The organism is Haloferax sp. Atlit-109R (genome assembly GCF_003665865.1).
In the GTDB taxonomy this organism is placed as follows: domain Archaea; phylum Halobacteriota; class Halobacteria; order Halobacteriales; family Haloferacaceae; genus Haloferax; species Haloferax volcanii.
The window spans coordinates 367,826-387,040 of record NZ_QPLO01000002.1; the positions used below are offsets into that span (position 1 = coordinate 367,826).

The 19,215-nt window shown below is 67.2% G+C and carries 21 protein-coding genes and 1 tRNA gene; 11 read left to right on the plus strand and 11 right to left on the minus strand.

Annotated features, from left to right (window positions below; translation table 11 throughout):
• Nucleotides 1–168: 168 nt before the first annotated feature.
• Nucleotides 169–1,251, minus strand: coding sequence for a glutamine-hydrolyzing carbamoyl-phosphate synthase small subunit (gene carA / locus DVK03_RS10565; protein WP_115802898.1), 1,083 nt, complete (start codon nucleotides 1,249–1,251; stop codon nucleotides 169–171).
• Nucleotides 1,252–1,348: 97 nt separating this feature from the next.
• Between carA and DVK03_RS10570 the strand changes: the two genes are divergently transcribed.
• The 4 genes from DVK03_RS10570 (at nucleotide 1,349) to DVK03_RS10585 (ending at nucleotide 3,625) form a co-directional block, all read left to right on the plus strand.
• Nucleotides 1,349–1,762, plus strand: coding sequence for an Lrp/AsnC family transcriptional regulator (locus DVK03_RS10570; RefSeq protein ID WP_004042482.1), 414 nt, complete (start codon nucleotides 1,349–1,351; stop codon nucleotides 1,760–1,762).
• Nucleotides 1,763–1,831: 69 nt separating this feature from the next.
• A complete protein-coding gene (locus DVK03_RS10575) occupies nucleotides 1,832–2,401 on the plus strand; it encodes an NUDIX domain-containing protein (protein ID WP_004062449.1) in 570 nt (189 codons plus the stop codon).
• Nucleotides 2,388–2,807, plus strand: coding sequence for a desampylase (locus tag DVK03_RS10580; protein ID WP_049896316.1), 420 nt, complete (start codon nucleotides 2,388–2,390; stop codon nucleotides 2,805–2,807). Before DVK03_RS10575 ends, DVK03_RS10580 begins: the two co-directional genes overlap by 14 nt.
• 119 nt (nucleotides 2,808–2,926) lie before the next feature.
• On the plus strand, nucleotides 2,927–3,625 hold the full coding sequence (locus DVK03_RS10585) for an SDR family NAD(P)-dependent oxidoreductase (protein ID WP_115802899.1): 699 nt from the start codon (nucleotides 2,927–2,929) through the stop codon (nucleotides 3,623–3,625).
• A 27-nt stretch (nucleotides 3,626–3,652) separates the two neighbouring features.
• Here DVK03_RS10585 and kynU read toward each other — a convergent pair whose 3' ends face one another.
• The 8 genes from kynU to DVK03_RS19815 form a co-directional block, all read right to left on the minus strand.
• A complete protein-coding gene (gene kynU, locus DVK03_RS10590; RefSeq protein ID WP_115802900.1) occupies nucleotides 3,653–4,957 on the minus strand; it encodes a kynureninase in 1,305 nt (434 codons plus the stop codon).
• Between the two features lie 54 nt (nucleotides 4,958–5,011).
• Nucleotides 5,012–6,052, minus strand: coding sequence for an AIR synthase family protein (locus DVK03_RS10595; RefSeq protein WP_115802901.1), 1,041 nt, complete (start codon nucleotides 6,050–6,052; stop codon nucleotides 5,012–5,014).
• 350 nt (nucleotides 6,053–6,402) lie between these two features.
• A complete protein-coding gene (locus DVK03_RS10600) occupies nucleotides 6,403–7,353 on the minus strand; it encodes an alpha/beta fold hydrolase (RefSeq protein ID WP_115802902.1) in 951 nt (316 codons plus the stop codon).
• 181 nt (nucleotides 7,354–7,534) lie between these two features.
• Nucleotides 7,535–9,781 carry an amino acid permease gene (locus DVK03_RS10605; RefSeq protein ID WP_115802903.1) on the minus strand — a complete coding sequence of 749 codons (2,247 nt, stop codon included), beginning with the start codon at nucleotides 9,779–9,781 and terminating at the stop codon, nucleotides 7,535–7,537.
• Nucleotides 9,778–10,248: a universal stress protein gene (locus DVK03_RS10610; protein WP_115802904.1), complete on the minus strand. Its 471-nt coding sequence runs from the start codon at nucleotides 10,246–10,248 to the stop codon at nucleotides 9,778–9,780. Before DVK03_RS10610 ends, DVK03_RS10605 begins: the two co-directional genes overlap by 4 nt.
• Before the next feature lie 191 nt (nucleotides 10,249–10,439).
• Nucleotides 10,440–10,835: a hypothetical protein gene (locus DVK03_RS10615; protein WP_004042461.1), complete on the minus strand. Its 396-nt coding sequence runs from the start codon at nucleotides 10,833–10,835 to the stop codon at nucleotides 10,440–10,442.
• Nucleotides 10,836–10,926: 91 nt separating this feature from the next.
• Entirely contained in the window at nucleotides 10,927–11,946 is a 1,020-nt protein-coding gene (locus DVK03_RS10620) for a YeiH family protein (RefSeq protein ID WP_115802905.1), read from the minus strand.
• Entirely contained in the window at nucleotides 11,943–12,089 is a 147-nt protein-coding gene (locus DVK03_RS19815; protein ID WP_158543169.1) for a hypothetical protein, read from the minus strand. The genes DVK03_RS10620 and DVK03_RS19815 overlap by 4 nt, the downstream gene beginning before the upstream one ends.
• 208 nt (nucleotides 12,090–12,297) lie before the next feature.
• On the opposite strand from DVK03_RS19815, the gene DVK03_RS10625 reads away from it, so the two are divergent.
• From DVK03_RS10625 to DVK03_RS10640, 4 genes are all read left to right on the plus strand, one after another.
• On the plus strand, nucleotides 12,298–12,924 hold the full coding sequence (locus DVK03_RS10625) for an adenylate kinase (RefSeq protein WP_004042457.1): 627 nt from the start codon (nucleotides 12,298–12,300) through the stop codon (nucleotides 12,922–12,924).
• Between the two features lie 150 nt (nucleotides 12,925–13,074).
• The gene (locus tag DVK03_RS10630; protein ID WP_004042456.1) at nucleotides 13,075–13,992 is read left to right on the plus strand and encodes a DUF106 domain-containing protein; all 918 of its coding nucleotides are present in this window, start codon (nucleotides 13,075–13,077) and stop codon (nucleotides 13,990–13,992) included.
• A gap of 218 nt (nucleotides 13,993–14,210) precedes the next feature.
• Entirely contained in the window at nucleotides 14,211–14,789 is a 579-nt protein-coding gene (cmk, locus tag DVK03_RS10635; protein WP_115803321.1) for a (d)CMP kinase, read from the plus strand.
• 2 nt (nucleotides 14,790–14,791) lie between these two features.
• Nucleotides 14,792–15,661: an RNA-guided pseudouridylation complex pseudouridine synthase subunit Cbf5 gene (locus tag DVK03_RS10640; protein ID WP_115802906.1), complete on the plus strand. Its 870-nt coding sequence runs from the start codon at nucleotides 14,792–14,794 to the stop codon at nucleotides 15,659–15,661.
• Between the two features lie 9 nt (nucleotides 15,662–15,670).
• Here DVK03_RS10640 and DVK03_RS10645 read toward each other — a convergent pair whose 3' ends face one another.
• Nucleotides 15,671–15,955 carry a hypothetical protein gene (locus DVK03_RS10645; protein WP_004042450.1) on the minus strand — a complete coding sequence of 95 codons (285 nt, stop codon included), beginning with the start codon at nucleotides 15,953–15,955 and terminating at the stop codon, nucleotides 15,671–15,673.
• Between the two features lie 173 nt (nucleotides 15,956–16,128).
• On the opposite strand from DVK03_RS10645, the gene DVK03_RS10650 reads away from it, so the two are divergent.
• The 3 genes from DVK03_RS10650 (at nucleotide 16,129) to DVK03_RS10660 (ending at nucleotide 18,288) form a co-directional block, all read left to right on the plus strand.
• Nucleotides 16,129–16,199, plus strand: a tRNA-Pro gene (locus DVK03_RS10650).
• Nucleotides 16,200–16,331: 132 nt separating this feature from the next.
• Complete coding sequence (locus DVK03_RS10655; RefSeq protein ID WP_115802907.1) at nucleotides 16,332–16,568, plus strand: hypothetical protein; 237 nt, start codon at nucleotides 16,332–16,334, stop codon at nucleotides 16,566–16,568.
• Nucleotides 16,569–16,656: 88 nt separating this feature from the next.
• Nucleotides 16,657–18,288, plus strand: coding sequence for a MarR family transcriptional regulator (locus tag DVK03_RS10660; protein WP_115802908.1), 1,632 nt, complete (start codon nucleotides 16,657–16,659; stop codon nucleotides 18,286–18,288).
• Nucleotides 18,289–18,549: 261 nt separating this feature from the next.
• On the opposite strand, the gene DVK03_RS19665 is transcribed toward DVK03_RS10660, so the two are convergent.
• The gene (locus tag DVK03_RS19665; RefSeq protein WP_147298742.1) at nucleotides 18,550–18,954 is read right to left on the minus strand and encodes a hypothetical protein; all 405 of its coding nucleotides are present in this window, start codon (nucleotides 18,952–18,954) and stop codon (nucleotides 18,550–18,552) included.
• Nucleotides 18,955–19,215: the final 261 nt, after the last annotated feature.

The window sequence follows — 19,215 nt, forward strand, 5'->3', positions numbered from 1 at the left end:
TTGACAGTTTCTACCACGGCGGGGAACGACGAACCGCCCGCTCGCGGCGCGAGATATTCGAAAAGCGGTGTTCGGCCGCCGGCGGTCGTGGTGCAGTCGACCGGGCGTCTGGAATCGGGTCAGTCGCGGTTGCGATTGTGGTCGCGGTCGCAGTCGCGGCCGCGGTGGTCAGTCCGAGGCGACGGCTCGGGGCTTATGCTCGTTTCCCTCCGTACCCGCCATGGCGAGCACGTCGTCGAAGAAGCCGAGCGAGTCGTGGGGGCCGGGGTGGGCTTCGGGGTGGTACTGGCGCGTGATGACGCTCAGTTCCTCGCTGGCGAGGCCCTCGGCGGTGTCGTCGTTGACGTTGACCTGCGTCACGTCGAGTTTGTCGCCGGGGTCGGCGACGGTGTAGCCGTGATTTTGGGTCGTCATGACGACCTTGCCGGTCTGGAGGTCGCGGACGGGCTGGTTGACGCCGCGGTGGCCGAAGGCCATCTTTTCCGTGGTGCCGCCGAGCGCGCTGGCGACGATTTGCTGGCCGAGGCAGATGCCCGCCAGCGGGACCTCGCCGGCGAACTCCTCGACGAGGTCGTGCGTCGCGGTGTAGTTCTCGGGGTCGCCGGGGCCGTTCGAGATGAACAGCACGTCGGGGTCGAGCGCGGACACGTCCTCGGCGGCCGCGTCGTAGGGGAGCACGTGAACCGTCGCGCCGCGGTCGACGAGTGAGTCCACGATGGAGCCCTTCGCGCCGCAGTCGACGAGCGCGACGGTGGTGTCGCCGTCGCCCTCGAACGTGGTGAGCTCGGTCGTGGTGACCTGCGCGCCGATGTCGACGTGCTCGCTCATGCCCTTGCACTGTGCGAGTTCCTCCTTCGCGTCCTCGGGGGTCACGTCCTCGCCGACGGCGATTCCGACCTTCATCGCACCCTCCTCGCGGATGGACGTGACGAGGTCGCGCGTGTCGAGGTGGTCGACCGCCGGGACGCCCTCGTCGGCGAGCCACTCGACGACCTCCTCGGTGAACTCGCGTGCGACGGCCGCCCGAGGGTGGACCCGGTCGGACTCGAATCGCTCGGCTCGGACGCCGTAGTTCCCGATGAGGGGGTACGAGAAGGTGAGGACTTGTTCTTCGTACGAAGGGTCGGTCAGACTCTCTTCGTATCCCGTATATGCGGTTGTGAACACCAGTTCACCGCGTGTGCGCCCCGGAACACGGCCACGCGCTTCGACCACGCGTCCGTCTTCCAGCGCCAGATAGGCGTCCGACATTACGAGAAACGAACGGAACACGGGTGCATAAGTGTTACTTTCGAAGTCGAGTTACGAAATTCGTAATCGGTAAGTCGCTGGGGTGGGCACGTGGTGTATGGACGAGCTTGACCGACGCATTCTCGATATCCTTCGACGGGACGCTCGGACCCCCAACACGGAGATTGCGGCCGAGGTCGGGACCTCCGAGGGGACCGTCAGAAACCGCGTCGAGCGGTTGGTCGAGGAGGGCGTCATCGAGCGCTTTACGATTTCGACCCGCACGGGGAACCTGAAGGCGATGATAGAGGTGACCGTCGCGGTCGACGTCGACACCAACGACGTGTCCGAGCTGATGGCCGACTGGAAGGACGTGGACTTCGTCTGGCAGGTCTCCGGCGAGGAGGACATCGTCCTCGTCGTCGACGCCGCCGACACCCGCGCCGTCAACGACCTCATCACCCGCGCCCGCGAGCACGACGACGTGAAGAGCACGAAAACCCGCCTGATTCTCGACGAGCGCCTCGGCTGACGCCGCGCCGCCGCGTGGTCCGCGATTCGCATCGAAGCTTAGTTGACCCCCGACTCCGACGGAAGGCACATGAGCAACGCAGCGGCCGACGAGGCTACTGAACTCCACAAGAACGCAGCGCAGGACGTCATCGCCGTCGACTCCGACGACAACGCGGAGGGGACGGTCAACCGACTCGACGCCCACACGGGCGACGGCATCCGCCACCGCGCCTTCACCTGCCTCGTGTTCAACGAGGAGGGCCAGATTCTCCTCGCCCAGCGCGCCCCCAACAAGCGCCTGTGGGACACCTCCTGGGACGGCACCGTCGCCTCCCACCCCGTCGAGGGACAGACCCAAGAGGAAGCCACCCGAGAGCGCCTCGAAGAGGAACTCGGCATCAGCCCCGACCAGTACTCCGACCTCCGCGTCACGGACAAGTTCGAGTACAAGCGCTACTACGAGAGCGCCGGCCTCGAATGGGAGGTCTGTGCCGTCCTGAAGGTCACGCTCGAAGACACCTCCCTCGACCCCGACGAAGAGGAAATCGCGGGCATGCTCTGGGCGGACTACGAGCACCTCCACGACAACCCCGAGTGGTACCGCCAACTGCGTCTCTGCCCGTGGTTCGAAATCGCCATGCGCCGTGACTTCGAGTAGGCTCTCGCTCGCAGCCGACGCGCGAGCGGCGATGCTCTCGCACGCCCGCGAGGGTGCCGCCCGCGACCCGCCCGCGGAGGTCTGCGGCGTCCTCGCCGGCGACGGCGACGCGCGCACCGTCACCGCCGTCCACCCCGTTTCGAACGTCGCCGCCGAGCCGCGGGTCGCCTACGAACTCGACCCCGAGGAGACGGTTTCGATTCTCGAAGCGGTCGAGGCCGCCGGCGACGACGCGGTCGGCTTCTACCACTCGCATCCCGAGTCAGACCCGGTCCCGAGCGCGACCGACCGGGAACGGGCCTCGTGGCCGGGCTACGTCTATCTCATCTGCTCGCCCGACGGCCGACTGTCCGCCCACGAGTGGACCGGCGACGAGTTCCGCGAACTCTCCGTCGCCGTCGAGTGACTCGGTCCTCGGCCAGTCGCCGCCGAGTGACCTGCCGACCCTCCGACCGGTCGCCCGCGCTCGACCCGCGCCCGACACGCTTCGGTGAGAATATCCTTTCTCAGTTCGCAGACGCAGCCATGGAACCCGACCGCTACGACGACCTCGACGGACAGGTCGCGCTCGTCACCGGCGCGAACCGCGGCATCGGCCGCCAGATAGCCGCCAACCTCCGCGACCGCGGCGCGACGGTGTACGCGGGCTCCCGAAGCGTGACGAACGAGACGCCCGAGGGCACCGAACGCGTCCTCCTCGACGTGACCCAAGAGGGCGACATCGAGGAGGTCGTCGACGGCATCTTCGCCGACCAGAACCGCCTCGACGTCCTCGTCAACAACGCCGGCGTCGGCGGCGAGGGCGAGGACATCGTCGCCGAACCGACCGAGCGAATCGACCGCACGCTCGGCGTCAACCTCCGCGGGCCGATGCTCCTGTGCAAGCACGCCGTTCCCCTGCTCCTCCAGACCGACGGCGGCCGCGTCGTCAACGTCTCTTCGGGCATGGGCGCGCTCGGTGAGGAGCAGTCCGGCGGGTCGCCCGCGTATCGAATCTCGAAGACCGGCCTCAACGGCCTCACGGCCTACCTCGACGGCCAGTACGGCGACGACGGCCTCATCGCCAACTCGGTGTGTCCCGGCTGGGTCCGCACCGACATGGGCGGCGAGGAGGCCACCCGGCCGGTCGAGAAGGGCGCGGAGACGCCGACGTGGCTCGCCACGTTCAAGCCCGGCGCGCCCTCGGGGAAGTTCTGGCGCGACAAGGAAGTCATCGACTGGTAAGCGACCGACACCCCGCCGGCGCGCCCCTCACGTCACGCCGCCGCGCTGCCTCTCGAACGCCTCGTATTCCCCGTCGTCCAGAATCTCGCGGAAGTGCTCGACCGCCCGGTACACGTCCTCGAAGCCGACGTACGCCGGCGCGGGAGCCACGCGGACGACGTTGGGCCGGCGGAAGTCGACGACGACGCCGCGCTCCTTGAGCGCGAGGCTGACGCGGTAGGCCTCGGGGTGTTCGACCGCGACGTGGCCGCCGCGGGCCGCGGGGTCACGCGGCGTGCCGACCTCGAACTCGGGCAGTCGCTCGTCCACGAGGTCGATGAGGTAGTCCGTGAGCGCCAGCGACTTCTCGCGGAGCGCCCCCACGCCGCCGGCGTCCTCGACGATGTCGAGCGCGCCGTCGAGGGGGGCCGCGGACAAAACCGGGACCGTCCCGGACTGGAACGCGCCGGCCGACTGCGCCGGCTGGTAGGTCATCGCCATGTCGAACTGCGTCTCCTTGTCGTTGCCCCACCAGCCGGCGAGCGCGGGCGTGACGCCGAAGTGCCGCTCGTTGACGTAGAGGCCGGCGATGGAGCCGGGGCCGGCGTTGAGATACTTGTAGTGACACCAGACGGCGAAGTCAACGTCGACCTCGGAGAGGCTGTGGGGGACCGCGCCGACCGAGTGCGCGAGGTCGAAGCCGGCCAGCGCGCCGGCCTCGTGCGCCGCCTCGGTGAGCGTCTCGATGTCGAACAGCTGACCGCTCCGGTAGAGGACCGAGGGGAGAAACACCATCCCCACGTCGTCGTCGACGGCGTCGAGCACGTCCTCGGTCTCGATGGTCCGCCCGTCGCGGCTCTCGACCACGCGGAGCGCCTCGTCGGGGTCGCGGCCGGCCGCCCGGAGTTGCGCGCGAATCGCGTAGTGGTCCGTCGGGAAGTCGAGGTCGTCGACGACGATTTTCTCGCCGCGGGCGGGGTCGTAGAACGTCCCGACGAGCGCGTGGATGTTGACCGTCGTGGAGTTGGCGACGACGACCTCCTCGGGCTTTGCGCCGACGAGCGGGGCGAGTCGGTCGCCCAGTCGCTCGCCGTAGCTGAACCACTCGGGGTCGGCGTCGGTCCACCCGCGGATGGCGAGGTCGCGCCACTCGTCGACGACGCGGTCGAGCGCCGCCTCCGCGTCGACCGAGAGCGGGCCGAGCGAGTTGCCGTCCAGATACAGTTCGCCCTCGGGGACGAAAAAGCGGTCGCGGAGGTCCGAAAGCGAGTCCGCCGCGTCCATCTCGCGGGCGGCGTCGACGGCGGGGTCGCTGGAGTCGCTGGGGTCGTCGGGGTCGCCGGAGTCAGTCATACGCGACCTGAAGCGCCCGCGCGACAAGTAGTGCGAGGGCCGAGGCGGCGCCCCTTATTCGTCGGCGTCCGACTCGTCGGCCTCGCGGGCGAGTCGGTCGTAGGCGGCCCACGAGGGGTCCACGTCGGGGTGTTCGATGCGCTCGCCGTCGACGACGACGCCCTCGCCCGCGACGACGGTGCCGGCGACGCCGACGGGGGTGCCGCGGGCGTCGAGCGCGGCGACCACGTCGTCCGTGACCGAGGGGTCCGTGGCGACGACGAGCGACCCGGCGGTGGTCGAGCGCCACGGGTCGATGCCGAGGTACTCGCAGGTCTCGCGGACGCCGGGACGGAACGGGACGCTCGACTCGTCGATTTCGAGTTGGACGCCGGCGCTCCCGGCGACTTCGTTGAGCGCGCCGTGGACGCCGCACTCGGTGGCGTCGTGCATGGCGTGGACGCCGCGGCCGCCGGCGGCCGAGACGGTCATCGCGTCGCGGACGGCGTCGGTCTCGTCGAGTCGGTCCTGCGCCGCGGCGAGCACGTCGGCGTCGAGGTCGGAAAAGGCGTCGGGAAACAGCGTCGTCAGGAGGCCGGTGGCCTCGACGCCCGGCCCCTTCGTCACGAGCACGTCGTCGCCGGGGTTCGCGCCGTCCGGGCGGACCACGTCGTCGTGGTCACCGACGGCGAGGGCGGTCGCGCCGCCGACCCACGGGTACGAACAGTCGGCGTAGCGGGCGGTGTGGCCGGTGACGATGCTGACGCCGAGGTCGTCGGCCTCATCGTGCATCGCTTCCCAGAGTTCAGCGAACTGGTCGTCGGTCATCTCGGGCGGGAGCGTAAAGGAGACGGCGAGATGCGAGGGGTCCAGCCCGGAGACGGCGATGTCCGAGAGGACGATGTCGATGGCGAACCGGCCCGCGCGCTCGAAGCCGAGGGCGGGGAGCACGGAGACGGGGTCGGTCGCGATGGCGACCGCGGTGCCGTCGATATCGAGGAGACCGAAGTCGACGCCGTGGGTCGGGCCGAGCGCCACGTCGTCGCGGGCCGCGCCCAACCGCGGGTAGATGTACTCGTCGAAGAACTCGCGGTCGACCTTTCCGAGGTCGGTCATACGCGTCCTCCGGGGGCCGCGAGTAAGAACGTACTCATCCGTCGCCGGCGGGGCCGGGACGGATTGCGGTTTCGGTCTCGGTTTCGGTCTCGACGCGGGTCGCGCTCGCCCGGTTGGTCGGCGCGGTCGCTCGCCGGTCGAAAGGTGGGACGGTCCCCCGTCCCTGCTCATGAAGAGACGCGGAGACGGTTCGAAGGGGCATGGAAAGTCCCACCACCGGACTGCTCCCGCGTCGGTTCGACCTGAACGCCGGACGTACAAGAACCTCGCTAAGTTCCCTCGATGGACCTATATAGCTCCATCGAGGATGCGGAGAATATAGCCGCTTTAGAAACATCGCCTTCCGGCGGTCAGACCGGTCGGTGGCCCGCCTCGTCGGGGGTGTTGTTCGGGGTCCGCCACGCGTCGTCGAGGTGTTCGACGACCGCGCGGGCGACGGCGACCGGCTCCTCGTGGTGGACCCAGTGGGTCGCCTCCTCGAACGTCTTGAGGTGGCCGTCGTCGCAGAACGCGAGGCTCTCGCGCGCCATCTTCGGCCGGAGGAACCGGTCGCGGTTTCCCCAGACGACGAGCGTCGGCACCTCGACCGTCTCGGCTCGGGGGCGCGGGCGCTCGCGGACAACCGCCCGGTACCAGTCCACCATCGAACCGTAGGCCCCGGGCACCGACCACGCGGCGCGGTAGCGGTCGAGGTCGGCCGCCGAGAACGTGCCGGGGAGCGCGGAGCCGGTCATCGCCCGCTCCAAAACGGCCCAGTCGCCGACGGGGGCGACGAGCTCGGGGAGCTTCGGCAGTTGGAAGAACAGGACGTACCAGCTCCGAAGCTGTTGGCCCGGGTCGCGTCTGAGGTGTCGGGCGAGCACCGTCGGATGCGGGAGGTTCATCGCGGTGAGCGAGCGCACCCGGTCCGGGTGGTGCAGCGCGGTCCACCACGCCACCGCGCCCCCCCAGTCGTGGCCGACGACGTGGGCCGTCTCGTGACCGAGCGCGTCCGCGACGCCGACCACGTCGCCGGCGAGTTCGTCGATGCTGTACCACTCGACGCCCGGGGGACGGTCGCTCAGGTTGTAGCCGCGCTGGTCGAGCGCGACGACCCGGTAGCCCGCCTCCGAGAGCGGGCGGAGGTAGTCCGCCCACGCGTACCAACACTCCGGGAAGCCGTGGAGGAGGACGACGAGTTCGCCGTCTTCCGGCCCGGCTTCGACCGCGTGGAGCGTGACTTCGCCCGCGTCGATGCGGCGGCTCGTCGCCTCGACGGACAGCTCCACGTCGTCCCACGACAGCCCCGATTGCTTCGCCATACCCCTCGCTACGGCGGCGAGAGACAAATGTACCGCGGCGACTGGCGACCGCCGTCGTCCGCGGTCCGCGAGAAGCGAGTCGGTTCCGCGGGGCTGACGGGACGGCGAAAGGCGGTGAGAGGGGTGCGGAACGGGGCGAGTCGGATCGGGGCGCGAGCGGGTCGGAGCGGGTCGGAGCGGACTACCCGAACAGGCGCTTTCTGATACTCCGAGCGCGACTCTGTTCGGCCATGAGCACCGAACACTCCACGTCGTCGACGACGTCCATGACGACGGTTCCGCCGACGAGCCGCGAGAGGAGGCCGCGTTCCGTCGCGCCGACGACGAGCAGCGACGCGTCGGTCGCGTGGGACTCGATGGCCGCCTCGACGTCGCCGGTCTCGACGGTGAGCGTGGCGTCCCCGAGGTCGCGTTCGTCGGCCCACTCCCGGAGGAAACGCTCGCCCTCGGCCGCGTCGTCGGCGACGTGCAGGAGTTCGATTTCCGCGTCGCAGAACTCGCGGAGGACCGAGGCGATGGACGCCGAGAGGTCGGAGTCCGGGCCGCCGGCGGTCGGCACGAGTACGTGCGAGGGGTCGAAGCCGCGGTCCTTCAGCACCAACACGTCGTAGGGGAGCGCGTTGGTCATCTCCTCGACCGCGCTCTCGGCGCGGCCGGGCGACCCGTGGCTGTCGGGGCCCCAGCCCATGACGACGAGGTCGGCGTTGTACGTCTCCGCCGCGTCGAACACCTCCTCGAACGACCGGTGGGAGAGGACGGTGTGGGTCTCGATGTCCACGTCGAGTTCGTCGGCGTCGACGCGGGCCTGTTCGAGCAGGCGGTCGGCCTCGGCGAAGTCGTACTCCTCGCGGGCCGATTCGAGGGCGGTCTGGTCCGGCACTTTCACGATATGGACGCCGACGAGCGTCCCGCCGTTTGCCTTGGCGACCGCGCCGCCGAGCGACACGAGGTCGCGCTCGCTTTCGGGGTTCGAAAGCGGGACCATGACGCGGTAGCCGCCGTCGGGCTGGACCGTCGAGGCCGCCGACACCGCGGCGTCGGGCATCTCGCTCGACCGAGAGAGCACGTACCGCGAGAGGATGCCCCGCTTGTCGGTGCGCTCGCGGGCGTAGAACAGGTACCAGACGATACCGAAGACGACGAACAGCACCGACAGCCCGATTTCGATGGGGTCGAGGAAGGCGATGAGTCCGAAGGAGAACACCGCACCGAGAATCGGCGTAATCGGGTAGAGCGGAACCGTGAACTCGGGGTCGTAGTCGGGCGCGTCTGACTCGCGCATCACGATGAGCGCGAGGTTGAGAAGCCCGTAGACGATGAGGTGGAGTGCGCTCCCGGCCTTCGCCAGCACCTTGATGTCGTCGACGGCGACGAGCGAGAAGACGATGATGAAGCCCGTGACCGCGATGGAGCGGTACGGCGTCGCGAACCGCGGGTGAATCTCGTTGAGCCACGCCGTGACGAGTTTGTCGCGGCCCATGGCGAAGTTGATGCGCGACGACGCGAGGATGGAGGCGTTCGCGCTCGACGCGGTGGCGAGGAGGCCGCCGAAGATGATGAGTCCCGCCCCGAGCCCGCCGAGGCCGAGCGCGGACTCGAACGAGAGTTGCGCGACCTCGACGACGGGGTCGGCACCGGCGGCCGACAGCTCCTGCCACGGCTTGACCGACGCCATGACGATCATCAGGATGGCGTACATCGTCGTGACGATGACGACCGAGCCGACGACCGCGAGCGGGAGGTTGCGGCCGGGGTTCTTTATCTCCTCGGCGACGGTTGTGATTTTCGCGAAGCCGAGGAAGGAGACGAAGACGAGCGCCGTGCCGGGGAGCACCGCGCCGTAGCCGCCGAGTTCGCTCGGCGCGAACGGGCGGAGCGTCGTGAGGTCGGCTTCGAGGAAGCCGAGTATCGAGAAGGCGGTCAGGATGACGACGAGCGTGATGACGATGACGACCTGGAGCGCGCCGGTCTCCTTCGCGCCGACGTAGTTGACGCCGATGAACAGGAGGCCGGCGAGTATCGCGGCCACCTGCACCGCAGACAGGGAGACGACGCCGAGACTCACCGCCGGTATCGACACGACGCTGACGAGGAAGTCACCGAAGCCGATGACGTAGAACGCCGAGGCGAACGCCAGCCCCATCCAGTTTCCCATGCCCGCGATGGAGCCGAAAAGCGGGCCGAGGGCGTGGTTGACGTAGTAGTAGCTCCCGCCGGCTTTCGGCATCGCGGTGCCGAGTTCGGACGCCGACAGCGCCGTGAAAAGCGAGATGACGCCGCCGACGACGAACGAGAGCGCGACGGCCGGGCCGGCGATGCCGTACGCCTCGCGGGGGAGGACGAAGATGCCCGCACCGATCATCGTTCCGACGCCGATGGTGAGCGCGGCGACGGGTCCGAGGTCTTTGGCGAGTTCCTCGTCGGTCATGTTTCACCCCCGGCGTCGCCGTCGTCGTCCGCTCCGGCCGGCAAAACGACCACGGGGCGGTCGCTGTGCCGGACCAGTTGGTCGCGGACCGCGCCCGAAAACAGGTCCCACCACGAGCGACCGCCGCGCGGGGTGAAGACGATTGCCGTTGCGTCGGCCTCGGCGGCGGCTTCGAGGATGGCGTCGCCGACATCGGTCGCAAACCGGAGGTCGGTGTGGAGGTCGATGCCGGCGTCGTCCGCGGCGCGGCGGGCGACATCGAACAGTTCGTCGGCGACCTCCTCGCGTTGTTCGACGCTGGCTTTGTCCGGCGCGCCGCCCGCCTTCTCGATGACGTGGACGACGGAGGCCCGACCGCCGGCCGCGGCGATGCGCGGGAACGCCGCGGCGCAGGTGAGCTCGGCGTCGTCCGCGTTCGCAATCGGCAGCAGGGGACGCGAGAACAGCGGTTCGACGTGTTCAGTCATCTGTCGAACCCACGGGAGTGGTGTGACAAAAGCGGTTCCGCCCGGCGGAACGGGATTGTGCGGGGACGACTGCGCCCGATTCACAACGTGACCGTCGGGAATTCATGTGCCGGGATTGTGCGCCAATCGGTTTAGAAGTTCGCAAACCGGGGTACGGTGTCGGGCGAATCGACGCGGGAGAGACGGAGGCCTCAGACGGCGGTGACCCACGCCCGGTAGCCCTCGTCGCGGCCGTAGACCGCCTGAAAGACGCGGTCCGCGAAGCCGGCGAGGCGGTTGGCGTCCGAGCGGGCGGTGATGCGGACGTTCGTCCCCTCGGCCTCCTCGGGGCTCTCCAACTGGTCGATGCGGAACTCGGGGAACTCCGAGAGCAGTCCCTTGAGCCGGTCGAGTTCGGCTTCGGTCACGTCCATGTTGAACGTCTGGTCGGCGAACTGAATCCACGGGCCGGGCCCCTCGCCGTCGATGTCGTCGAGGCGCTCGGCTTCGATGGTGAGAAAGGCGCTGCCGCGGTCGCGGTGCGCCGACACGGCGTCGGCGAAGAGCTTCCGGCGCTCGCGGGCGGTGTCGGCCTCGAATCGAGTCATGCGGGTCGATACAGCCGCGCGGTACAAAAGCGACCCGCGTCGGGGCGGGTGCGGCGTCAGTCGGACGGCGACCGAGACGGCCGCCGGCGCATCAGAACAGCGCGAGGACAGCGGCGAGCGCGAGCGCGCTGACGGTCAGTAGTTGCACGCCGAGGACGGCGAGCGGGGCCGCGCCCGTCCGCCGCATCGCGTCGAGTCGAACGTCGAGGCCGAGGCCGACGAACGCGAGCGCGAACAGGGCGTCGCTGGCGGTGCCGACGGTCGCGAGCGTCGCGTCCGAGAGCAGCCCGAGGTTGGCGACGGCGGCGACGGCGACGAAGCCGACGAGGAACCGCGGGACCCCGTCGAAGACGGCGCGCAGGCCGGTCGCGGCCTCCTCGGCGCGCCCGGCGTAACGGACCGCGTAGGCGACGGCGACGAAGCCGAGCATGGAGTTGCGCGCGAGTTTGGTCACGGTCGCCCAGCGGCCCGCCACCTCGGAGTGGGCGAAGCCCGCCGCGGTGACGGGGCCGGTGCTGAACATGCTCAGGCCGGCCCAGATGCCGAACTGGCGGCCGGACAGCGGGAGCAGGTCGCCGGCGATGGGGAACGCGGCGAGCGTGAGCGCGTCGAACAGGAGGACCGCGGCGACGACGTGGGCGAGCGACTCGCCGTCGGCGTCGATGGTGCCGGCGATGGCGGTGGCCGCGGAGACGCCGCAGACGCTCGCGCCCGCGGCGAGGAGCGACCCGGTCTTGTCGGCGAGGCCGAACACGCGCCCGGCGACGGCCTCGACGAGGAGCACGCCCGCGGCGACGGTGACCACGACGAGCGCGACCAACACGGGGCCGGAGGCGACGAGTTCGTCGACGGCGATGCGAGCGCCGAGCAGGACGATACCCGTTTCGAGGAGGAGTTTCTGCGTGTCGACGCCGGGGCGCGCCCAGTCGGGGACGCCGACCGTGTTGGCGACGGCGGCCCCGAACAGCACGCCGAGCAGGAGCGCGTTGACGCCGGGGACGAAGCCGGCGACGAGGGTGGCCACCCCCGCGAGGGCGACGAGGACGCCGACGCCGGGAGCGAGTCGCGCGAGCCGAGCGACGCCGGCGTCCGAACCCTCCCCGGCGCTCACGGCCCGAGCGCCGCGAGGACGGTCACGACGACGAATCCGAGGGCGGTCGCGCGCCAGCCGCGTTCGAGCGTACACCACAGTCTGTACGCGCGCTCGACGGCGGTCGCGCCGAGCGCGTCGCGCATGAGGGACGAATCGCGCATTTGCCGGAGTCACGAGGGCCGCGCCGTTGAACGTGTCGCTTCCGTCTTCGAAATCGGCAACAAATACCCCGAACACTGCGGTGAGGCGGCCGAGCGAGCGATAGGACGACGAACAAGGAGCAACATTTTCTTGTTCCTCTGACCATCGTCGTCGCAGAACTCAGTACGTATCTTCAACACTATATGCTCTCGCCGGATGGGGTCAGATATGGCAAAGCGCATCCTCTTGCTCGGAGCGCCGGGCGCAGGTAAGGGCACACAGTCGAAGCGACTCGCCGAGACCTACGGCGTCGAACACGTCACCACGGGCGACGCGCTGCGCGCGAACAAGGACATGGAGACCGAGTACGGGACGCCCCGCTCGTTCATGGAGAAGGGCGAACTCGTCCCCGACGCGGTCGTCAACGAAATCGTCGAGGCCGCGCTGGAAGACGCCGACGGCTACGTCCTCGACGGCTACCCGCGGAACCTCTCGCAGGCGGAGTACCTCACCGAAATCACCGACCTCGACGCGGTCATCTACCTGAACGTCGCCGAGTCCGAACTCGTCGAGCGCCTCACCGGCCGCCGCGTCTGCGACGACTGCGGCACGAACTTCCACGTGAAGTTCAACCAGCCCGAAGAGGAGGGCGTCTGCGACGACTGCGGCGGCGAACTCGTCCAGCGCGACGACGACACCGAAGAGACCGTCCGCGAGCGCCTGTCGGTGTTCGAGGAGAACACCGAGCCGGTCATCGAGCACTACCGCGACGAGGGCGTCCTCGTCGAGGTCGACGGCGAACAGACCCCCGACGAGGTCTTCGAGGACATCCAGTCCGTCGTCGACGACGCGTAAACGCGGACTCGACGCGCGAACCGCCTCATCGACGCAGTTCGGCGCGACGTTTTTCACCGACGAAACGGGAGCGCCAGCGTCGCCGCCGACGCACTCGCTGTCGTCCGCAGAGTAAAACCTTGATAACAGCCGGTTGCTAAAGAGCCGGTAATGGCACGAATCGAATCTCGGGTGCGCGACCTCGTCGGCTCCGACGCCGACATGCGCGCCGCCGTCGAAACCGTCCTCGACCGGGCGGACGACGGAGAAGTCGAGTGGGCCGACGTCCGCGACGAGCTCACGAGCGGCCAGTGGGGTCGCCTCATCGAGAAGGGTATCCTCGTCGACGGCGACGAGGGGTTCCGGCTCGCCGACGCAGGGGAGACCCGCGCCGGCCTCGAAGACGACACGTCCGGCTCCGGCGGCTCGTCGTCCTCGTCGACCGACGTCGACACCGGCGACTCGTCGTGGTCGAAGTACGACAAGGGCGCGGCCGTCGTCACCGTCGGCCTGTTCCTCGGCTACTCCGTCTCCGAGGTTCGGAACGTCATCGGCGGCGTGATGGACGCGGCGCTCGGCCCGCTGGCCGAGATGCTCCCGTTCTACGCCGTCGTGATGGTCCTCGCGCTCGCGACCGGCCTCTACTCCACGCTCTTGCAGGCGAACCTCATGGACATGGAGAAGATGGGCAAGTACCAAGAGCGGATGAAGGACATCCAACAGCGACAGAAGGACGCCAAGGAGCGCGGCGACGACGCGGAGCTCGAAAAGATTCAAGAAGAGCAGATGGAGGCGATGGGCGACCAGATGGGCATGTTCAAAGAGCAGTTCCGCCCGATGGTCTGGATCATGTTCCTCACCATCCCGGTGTTCCTCTGGATGTACTGGGCCATCGGCGTCGGTGGCGGCTCCGACCCGCACATCGTCACCGAGAACATCGTGCTCCCGCTCGTCGGCTCCGTCGGGTGGAAGCAGGGCGTCCTCGGGCCGATGCAGGCGTGGATTGTCTGGTACTTCCTCTGCTCGATGGGCTTCACCCAGATCATCCGCAAGAGCCTGAACATCGACATGTCGCCGTCGGCGTCGTAAGCCAACTGGGCGACAGTCGACCCGGGCGATTCGAGTCGAATCGACCCGCTTCGAGGCAACCTCGTTTCTCTCTCCGTTCCGACCCTCGCCAGCCGCGCATCAGCCGCCGGATGCTCCCTCGGTGCGCCGCCGCGAGGCTCCGCCCGAACCCGTGAGAACCCTCCGCAGGGGTCGTCGGCAACGATAACACCTTTTAGCCGACCGCACCCAGCATGGATATGTTACTGACCGTCTCCGGACCACCGGGCAGCGGAAAGAGTACGACCGCCGCCGCGCTCGCCGAGGCGTTCGACCTCGAACACATAAGCGGCGGGGACATCTTCCGCGAGCTCGCCGCCGAGCGCGACATGACCGCCGTCGAGTTCAACAAACTCGCCGAGGAGGACGACCAAATCGACCGCGACCTCGACCGCCGCCTCCGCGACATCGCGCTCGACCGCGACGACGTGCTCCTCGAATCTCGCCTCGCCGGCTGGCTCGCCGGCGACGCCGCAGACCTCCGTTTCTGGCTCGACGCCCCCGTGGACGTCCGCGCCGAGCGTATCGCCGACCGCGAGGGCAAGCCCGTGGACATCGCCCGCGAGGAGACGACGACCCGCGAGGCGAGCGAGGCCAAGCGGTACGACGCCTACTACGACATCGACATCACTGACCTCTCTATCTACGATATCGCGCTCAACACCGCCCGCTGGGGTCCCGACGAAGTGACCGCCGTCTGCATCGCCGCGGTCGATTCCTACGATCCCGAGGCCGACGAGGGCAAATACCCGGTCGACGGCGTCCGCTACGACTTCTGACCATGCTCCGAGACCCGCCCGAACACCGCAGCGTCGCCGACCTGCTCTCGTTCGGCGTCGTCAACCTCGACAAGCCGCCGGGGCCGTCGGCCCACCAGGTCACCGGCTGGGTCCGCGACATGGCCGACGTCGACCGCGCCGCCCACTCGGGGACGCTCGACCCGAAGGTGACCGGCTGTCTCCCCACGCTCCTCGGCGACGCGACCCGCATGGCGCAGGTGTTCCTCGAAGGCTCGAAGGAGTACGTCTCCGTGCTCGAACTCCACGGCCCCGCGCCGGCCGACATCGACTCGACCGTCGCCGAGTTCGAATCGAAGCTCTACCAGAAGCCCCCGCGGAAGTCCGCCGTCTCGCGCCGCCTCCGCGTCCGCGAAATCCACGACCTCGACCTCCTCGAAGTGAAAGACAGGCAGGCGCTCCTGCGCATCCGCTGTGAGTCGGGCACGTACATCCGCAAGCTGTGTCACGACCTCGGCCTCGCGCTCGGCACCGGCGGCCACATGGGCCACCTGCGCCGGACCGCGACCGACCCCTTCGACGACGCGGACCTCGCGACGCTCCACGACCTCAAAGACGCCCTCGCGTTCGCCGCGGAGGGCGACGAGTCGTGGCTGCGCGACGTGGTCTCGCCCGCCGAGCGAGCGCTGTCGCACCTCCCGTCCGTGACCATCGCCAACAGCGCGGCCCGCGAGGTCGCCAACGGCGCGCCCGTCTACGCCCCCGGCGTCTTCGACGTCGACGCCGACGCCGCCCGCGGCGACCTCGTCGCCTGTTTCACCGACGACGGTTCGGCCGTCTGTCTGGGCGAACTCGTCGGCCACGCCGACGCCGACTCCGGCGAGGTCGTCTCGCTGGAAGCCGTGTTAGTCTGAAGCGAGATACTACTTTCTCCGGCGCTTTTTGTCCGCGTCCGCGAGCGTCTCCGCCTGCTCGTTGACCGACGCGACCTCCCGTTTGGCGTCCGATTTGTCGAGGTCGTAGACGTAGCGCCACGACGCCAGCGGGTAGCCGTGCGACTCCTCGGAGCGGTCCGCCGACGGTTCGGACTCGCTCCCGCGGCGTATCGACCACCACCGAACGGCCGCGACGCCCAACGCGACGAAGACGAGGAGCATCGCGACGAACGGGAGGAGTCCGAGCGGGAGGCTCTGGAGGGGCAGAGTCATACACCGTTGTTGCCCGCGGAGAGACAAAAGCGTACTCGCGGGGCAGCGTCGACGAGCCGGAGGGGTTCGAACCGCACGACGACGGTGCGATACCGTGGCACGCCAGCGCCTCGCGTCGCCGCGACGAAACGAAGGGCTTAACCGCGAGACACGCATCGGTTTGAATGCACCCCGGGACCGTGGGGTAGTGGTATCCTCTGCCGATGGGGTCGGTAGGACCTGAGTTCGACTCTCAGCGGTCCCACTTCTTACTATCGTGGGTTAAAATTACTGGTAGTACAAGCTCTGTACTTCCAAAATTCATAGAAAATCTCTACGGATATAACTCGCTCTTTAAGTCACCCCTTATCGGCATTTTCGCCGGGAGGTGGTCGGCATGATGCTGCTCGGCTCGGAGAGCCGAAAGAGCAGTTGCCTCAACTGCGGGTCACACGTCACCCGCGACTTCCGCCGCGTCTACGGTGACCGCGAGGACCGCGCGCACCGCTGTCACGAGTGCGATACGCTGGTTCGCTTACAGCGCGGTTCTGCGGGCGGTCTCGACGTTCCGATTCCGGACCCGTGGGACGGTGCTCCCGGTCGGCACGGCGGTAACCCGGAGCGGTGGCAATGACGGTTCGCTGTCCGTCCTGCAGCCGCGACAGCGACTGCATCTTCCGCTGTGAGTACTGCGGCCGCGATCTCGCGGAGGAGGACCGGCGGTGAGTTCCGTCGCAAGCGCGCCCCACGAGACGCGCGGTGATCTCCTCTACGGCGAATACGGTTCGTCACCGTACTGGGCAGTCCGCCAGCTGTACAACCACATCGACGGAGGTATCTCGAAAGTCGAAGTGGAGGTTCCCCGCCTCGAGGAGGACGGAACCGAGACGTGGGAGGTGTCGATGGGGTTTCACCAGTCGGGTCTGTCTCCGCGCGAGGCAGACACGGTAAACTCGCTTCTCGAGTACGACATCAACGCCTACGGCGAGGGTGAGCGGAAGCTTCCGGTCTGTGTACAGCCGCGACTCGCGTGGTCCGACGAGAACCGTCCTGACAGCGTCCCTGCGACGTTGGGACCCGCGACAAACGTCAAACTACAGAACGTCGTCAACCTCGAGTTAGACGAGATACCGCACGTGTTCAAGTGGGTGATGCGCCGAGTCTGCGAGAAAGTCGGCTTCGACTGGTCGCGCAAGTACTTCGCTGAAGAGCCACACAAGTTCTCGACGATAACCCAGCACGAGCGGTATCTGAGAATCGACCGCGATCAGGCGAAGAAGCTGGTCAGGCGCGACGGCGTCTTCATGCGTCTCTTCATGCTCTCGGCCGATATCGAGGGTTCGCACGTCGTCTACGATTCGAACAACGAGGACGTGGTCGGCTACAACCACCAGCTCCGGCTCGATCGGTCGGCTATTGCTGATCTCTTCCCGAACAGCCAGCACCGTCCTCGAGGGCTTCAGCTGAAGCACTACCACCCGCAGTACGTCCGTGAAAGTTCGGACGGTGACCCGCTGTACCACCCGAAACTCGGCGCGCTGTACAAGAAGAACCTGAACCGCGATCAGGCGGTCGCGTGGGACGACCGGCACGATCTGGTTGGCGACCTGGAAGAGAAATTGCTGAACGTCCTTTCGTGGGCGGACATCCCGACTCGACCGGGAATGTGGTTCGTCGCTGACGACCACTTCAGCGCGGTCGCGTCCGGTCGGACGATTGCGCTGTGGGATGACCCGACCCCACAGATCGAAGCGTCTCAGGACTCGGTCATCATGCGGACACTCTCGCGGCTCACCGACGCGGACCACGACGTGCTTGAGCACTTGGCGCTCACCGACGGCGGCACGAGAGTCGGTGAACTCGAAGACGGAACCGGTTGGTCTTCCACGACGATCTACCGCGTTCTCCAACGTCTCTCAGGACTCCTCGAGAACGACGGCGGTGTCGTGAAGTGGGTTTCTTCGAAGATCGCGCAGGAAGTGCGCGAGCTGGTGAGCATCGCGGACGACGTGGTAGACTCGGTCGCCGGTCGCATCGAGAGCGTGCTGAACGTTGACCCGCGCGACCTGGAGCGCTCCGGTCGTGCATTGCAGAACTGGCTAAATCGATACGGCGCGGAAGTTGTCGCCGGGATGGACGATCGTGACGACCGCGTTCGGATTCGCATCCGGACGGTGCTCACTCAGTCGAAGAACTCCACGGCGACCGGCGAGTACCTTCCCGACGTGCTCGAGGAGGGATACAGCGCGTGGTGTGACGCCGGGCTCGACTCGCGGCGATTCCTCAACGCGATTGTGACCTATGACCGGGCGTACGGTCCCGTGCAGAACACAGTCGCTCGGAAACACCTGTAGCCGGTGGCCGTCTGAGTGGCAACGCTCTCGGTCGGTTCCTTCGTTTATATACTACTCTCTGGTTTTGGGCTGATCCCTGTTTTCGGGTGGAGTCTCGATTCCCCGTGAGCGGTCGTGCTCGAGGAGATCGATCGGGTGCTCTCCCGCTGGATGGGAAAGCCCCCTTAGGGAGTGTGACTAACGTCACAACTGAGAAAAAATAACCCTCCGCCTCCGCTACTCCAGTTGACGCACGCGAAAGGAACCACTTATCAACCGATTTCAATCAGACGTTGTCGAATACGTATAAGCAATTACTTCATCAAGATCGGGAAGATATGCTTCTGAAAACGCGCCGACATCTACTAATCGTGTCTCAACTAGGCCCACCCCTTCCAGTTGCCTTAATATTGCCTGGAGACGGTCTGTCGGCCTAAATTCACTAAGTGTAGATGGATGATCCTCGTCTAGTGGGTATTCTTTCTCAAGTTCCTCTCGTTCAAGCTGGTCTTGTTTCCGATTGAATCTCTCTACCTCAGACCAACTGGTGTCAACTACTTCGTCCGCAATCTCACGAAGCCGAAATGCTTCGTCAGGGTGCTCTTTGAGAAAATCAATGATTTTGACTTCCAGACGAGGAGGTTCATCGCCTGACTGCCAACTGTCTGAGTCTGTATTTACTGGCATTTTACAGTTTCCTGTTGATCTCTTTTAGTGTCCTTTCCAAATCATCAACTCGACTTTCTAGCCCTCGTCTCCCATCAACTGAATCTTCTAACTCATCGACACGTTGGTCAAGAGAGTCGAACGCACGGTCTGGCTGTACAGATCTCTCTAGCTTGTCAAGTCGCCGTTCAATCTCGCTCAACCTACGCTCAATGTCATCAGACATAATCAATTCTTATTGATAGTATAGGATAAGTAATTGGTGAAGGGCGAAAGTGATAT